The 3,693-nt window shown below is 55.6% G+C and carries 3 protein-coding genes and 1 rRNA gene; 3 read left to right on the top strand and 1 reads right to left on the bottom strand.

Annotated elements, in window-relative coordinates:
* A partial coding sequence (locus MVB78_RS08990; protein ID WP_297490493.1) for a DEAD/DEAH box helicase occupies positions 1-1,948 on the top strand: 1,948 nt, incomplete at its 5' end.
* 85 nt (positions 1,949-2,033) lie between these two features.
* Here the strand turns inward: MVB78_RS08990 and MVB78_RS08985 are convergent.
* A complete protein-coding gene (locus tag MVB78_RS08985) occupies positions 2,034-2,822 on the bottom strand; it encodes a DUF63 family protein (RefSeq protein ID WP_297490489.1) in 789 nt (262 codons plus the stop codon).
* A gap of 93 nt (positions 2,823-2,915) precedes the next feature.
* Between MVB78_RS08985 and MVB78_RS08980 the strand changes: the two genes are divergently transcribed.
* Complete coding sequence (locus MVB78_RS08980) at positions 2,916-3,557, top strand: DUF996 domain-containing protein (RefSeq protein ID WP_297490503.1); 642 nt, start codon at positions 2,916-2,918, stop codon at positions 3,555-3,557.
* Positions 3,558-3,596: 39 nt separating this feature from the next.
* Positions 3,597-3,693 (top strand): 5S ribosomal RNA (gene rrf / locus MVB78_RS08975); the annotation flags it as partial.

Below are 3,693 nucleotides of genomic sequence, written 5' to 3'. Positions count from 1 at the left end.
GGTTAAGGTTGATGACCTTCCCGTTCCCGAGAAGTTCAAGGAAGTCCTGAAGAGTGAGGGCGTCAGCGAGCTCCTCCCGGTTCAGAGTTTGGCAGTCAAGAACGGTCTCCTCGAAGGCGAGAACCTTCTCGTGGTTTCGGCAACAGCAAGCGGGAAGACGCTCATCGGAGAGCTCGCTGGAGTTCCAAAGGCGATGGAAGGCAAAAAGATGCTCTTCCTCGTTCCCCTCGTCGCCCTCGCAAACCAGAAGTACGAGGACTTCAGGAGGAGGTATTCAAAGCTCGGCCTCAGAGTTGCCATTCGCGTTGGGATGAGCAGGATAAAGACGAGGGACGAGCTCGTTGTCGTTGATACTGGAATAGATGCCGAGATAATAGTCGGAACCTACGAGGGAATAGACTACCTGCTCAGGGCAGGCAGGAAGATAGGGAACGTTGGAACTGTCATCATAGACGAAATCCACACGCTGGACGATGAGGAGCGCGGACCCCGCCTGGACGGCCTCATAGCGAGGTTGAGGAGACTCTATCCAAGGGCCCAGTTCATAGGGCTGAGCGCGACCGTTGGAAACCCCGAGGAGCTGGCAAAAGAACTCGAGCTGAAGCTGGTGCTCTACGACGAGAGGCCCGTTGACCTTGAGAGGCACGTGATAATAGCGAGGAGCGAGGGCGAGAAGTGGAGGCACATAGCGAACCTCTGTAAAGCCGAGGCTATGAGAAAGTCGAGGCAGGGCTACAAAGGGCAGACGATAGTCTTCACCTTCTCGCGCAAGAGGACGCACGAGCTTTCAGCGTATCTCACGAGCAAAGGCCTCCGCGCGAAGCCCTACCACTCCGGTCTGCCCTACAGGCAGAGGAAGCTCACCGAGATGGAGTTCTTGGCCCAGAGGCTCGACGTCGTCGTTACGACCGCGGCGCTTGGAGCGGGTGTTGACTTCCCCGCTTCGCAGGTTATCTTCGAGAGTTTAGCTATGGGCAACAAGTGGCTGACCGTTAGGGAGTTCCACCAGATGCTCGGGAGGGCTGGGAGGCCGCTCTACCACGAGAAGGGGAGGGTTTATCTCATAGTCGAGCCCGGAAGGAAGTACTCGGCCGGGATGGAGGGGACTGAAGACGAGGTGGCGTTTAAGCTTCTGACGGCGCCAATAGAGCCCGTTCTCGTCGAGTGGAGCGACGAGTTTGAGGGGGATAACGTTCTCGCTCATTCCTGCGTCTTCAACAGGCTTGAGCTCATCGAGGAAGTGCAGGCTAAATGCTTGGGGGCCAACCAGAGCGCAGGGAAAGTCCTTGAGAAGCTGGAGGAGTTCGGATTTGTGAGACTTAAGGGGCCCATCGTCGAGGTTACGCCCTACGGAAGGGCTGTGAGCATGAGCTTTCTCCTGCCTAAGGAGGCCGGGTTCATAAGGGCCAACCTCGGGAAAAAGCCGGCCCGGTGGATAGCGGTTAAGCTTTTGCCCTTCGGGAACCTGTACATGGGGAGCGTCCTCCAGAGGGAGCTTGAGAGGGCCGTGAGGGGAAGGATAAGCGCCAACGTCTTCTCCCCGAGCTTTGCCTCCATCTTAGACGAGCTCGACAAGGTGATTCCGGAGCTGAGCCCCAACGCAGCAGAGAGGCTCTTCACACTCTACCAGGACTTCTTCATGTGCCCGGAGGAAGAGTGCACGGATTACGCTATGGAGAGGGTGAGCAACTTAATAATAGAGCTCCGCAGGAGCGGCAAGCACCCCACTCAGATAGCGGAGCACTTCAGGAAGGTCTACGGGCTGATAATCTACCCTGGTGACGTCTTCACGTGGCTGGACGGGATTGTGCGGAAGCTTGAGGCTGTAGAGAGGATAGCGAGAGTCTTCCGCGTTAGGGATGCCGAGCAAGATGCGAAAAACCTGAGGAAGGAGATAGAGGAGGGCAGGGTATTAAAAAGTCCAGTTAGCGCCGGAGCAAAGGGCTGAAAGCCGATTGAGGACTTTGGGCAAATTATATAAGAGGAAGGCCAGCATTGGGGAGCCGACTGAATTCTGAAGAAAAGGAAAAGCCTCATATCTGAAGAACCATCTGGGCCGGGTCCCTGACCGCCGGTCCGAGCCCGAGGATGTATATCGCGAGGTACCAGAAGCGCCTCTCCTCCTCGTCAGTGACCAGGTATTTCAGGGCGTAGTAGACCACTATCAGGATCACGGTTATCCAGGGGTAGTAGGCGTAGGCTCCAAACCATCTGACGAGGTGGCTCTCGACCCAGTGAACCTCGCGGTAGTGGTAAAAGTGTATTGCGGCGACAGTTGAACCCATGTCGTACATGTGGGCTAAAACGGCGTAGAGGTAGAGCTTATCGAAGGGCTTCCACTTGTAGAAGGCCATCACAACGGCCCAGCTTGCAAAGGTGTGGAGGAGGGTGAGCTCGTAGGGCCGCCAGTTCTTGGCGTTGGCAACGAGCATGTACGTCGCCCAAAGTGCTAAGAGGCTTCCCCAGCCGATCGTTATCTTTGGATAGAGCTTGAGCTTGGCGTCGAGGAAGATGGGGGGCAGTATGAGGAAGAAGGCTGTGAAGAATATCCCGGGGGTGAGGAGCCAGGGGTTCTCTGGAAGAACGCCCCCATCAACGAGGGCCCTCACTGTCGCACCGAAGACGACCATCGGCGTTACGGCCCAGAAGAGCCGCTCGTCAACCGGTATTTTCAGGGGTTTGATTATGTATTTGTATGTGTAGATAACGCCAAAACCGAATAAGAGTGCGTAAACGAGCGTGTTTATCGAATTATATCCGCTTCTCGTGTACATGGGCTGGATGAAGTACTGGTTGATGAAGTGCCACAGCGACTCAAGCATCAGCCACCACCGCTTCCGGTTGGAGCGGCCCCTAATAAACCTTCTGAACGACAATCTTTTAAAAGGTAGTACTTACTAACATTGGTGGTCTCGATGCAGGAGTACTCTCCCTCGCCCACGGAGGAAGTGATCGACATAAGCAGTGAGAGGAACCTTGGGCTGGTGGGTTCCCTACTCGCCCTCGCCGCCTTCATACCTAAAATAGGCGGCATCATCTCCCTGCTCTCCCCGATCCTCATCCTGATATCCCTGAACGGGATCGGGAACAAATTGGGGGACGAGGGGCCCTTCAAAGACTACCTGAAGGGCTTTATCATCGGCCTCGTCCTGGGATTCATCGGGGGCGCGCTGATCATAAGTGCTGCACTCATCTCTTTCCAAAGCCCAGAGCAGTTCCCAATGCATTTTACCTACGGTGAGGGGCACGGAGGACTCACTGATAAAGGAGAGGCCCTGATACTCTCCGGTCTCATCATACTCCTCTTGGCCATTATACTGGCGGCCTACTTCGAGAAGAAGGCTTGGATGGGCATGTACAGGATAACGGGGGTCAAAGAGTTTGAGAACACTGCCAAGTTCCTCTGGTGGGGTGTCCTGACGCTGGTGATCCTCGTTGGTGTAATACTCCTGCTGGTGGCTTGGGTATACCAGATAATAGCGTTCTCAAACCTTCCAAGGCAGATCCGCAAAAAGAGCCCTTCCCTGGAGGAATCCTTTGAAGAGGTCGTCTGGTGACCGTAAGATTTATAAAGTTCCTGTGGGAGGTGTGGGTGGTACGGCGGCCAGGGCGGCGGGGTTACACCCGGTCTCGTTTCGACCCCGGAAGTTAAGCCCGCCAGCGTTCCCGGTAGTACTGCCCTCCGAGAGGGGG

It is taken from the genome of Thermococcus sp., assembly GCF_026991495.1.
GTDB lineage: Archaea > Methanobacteriota_B > Thermococci > Thermococcales > Thermococcaceae > Thermococcus.
The sequence above is the reverse complement of the archived record's forward strand: the minus strand, read 5'-3'. Positions and strand labels throughout refer to the sequence as shown.

Excerpts from the sequence above, each read along its gene's own strand:
- MVB78_RS08980 (WP_297490503.1), top strand. The coding sequence starts at position 2,916 with ATGCAGGAGTACTCTCCCTCGCCCACGGAGGAAGTGATCGACATAAGC.
- MVB78_RS08985 (WP_297490489.1), bottom strand. The coding sequence starts at position 2,822 with ATGCTTGAGTCGCTGTGGCACTTCATCAACCAGTACTTCATCCAGCCC.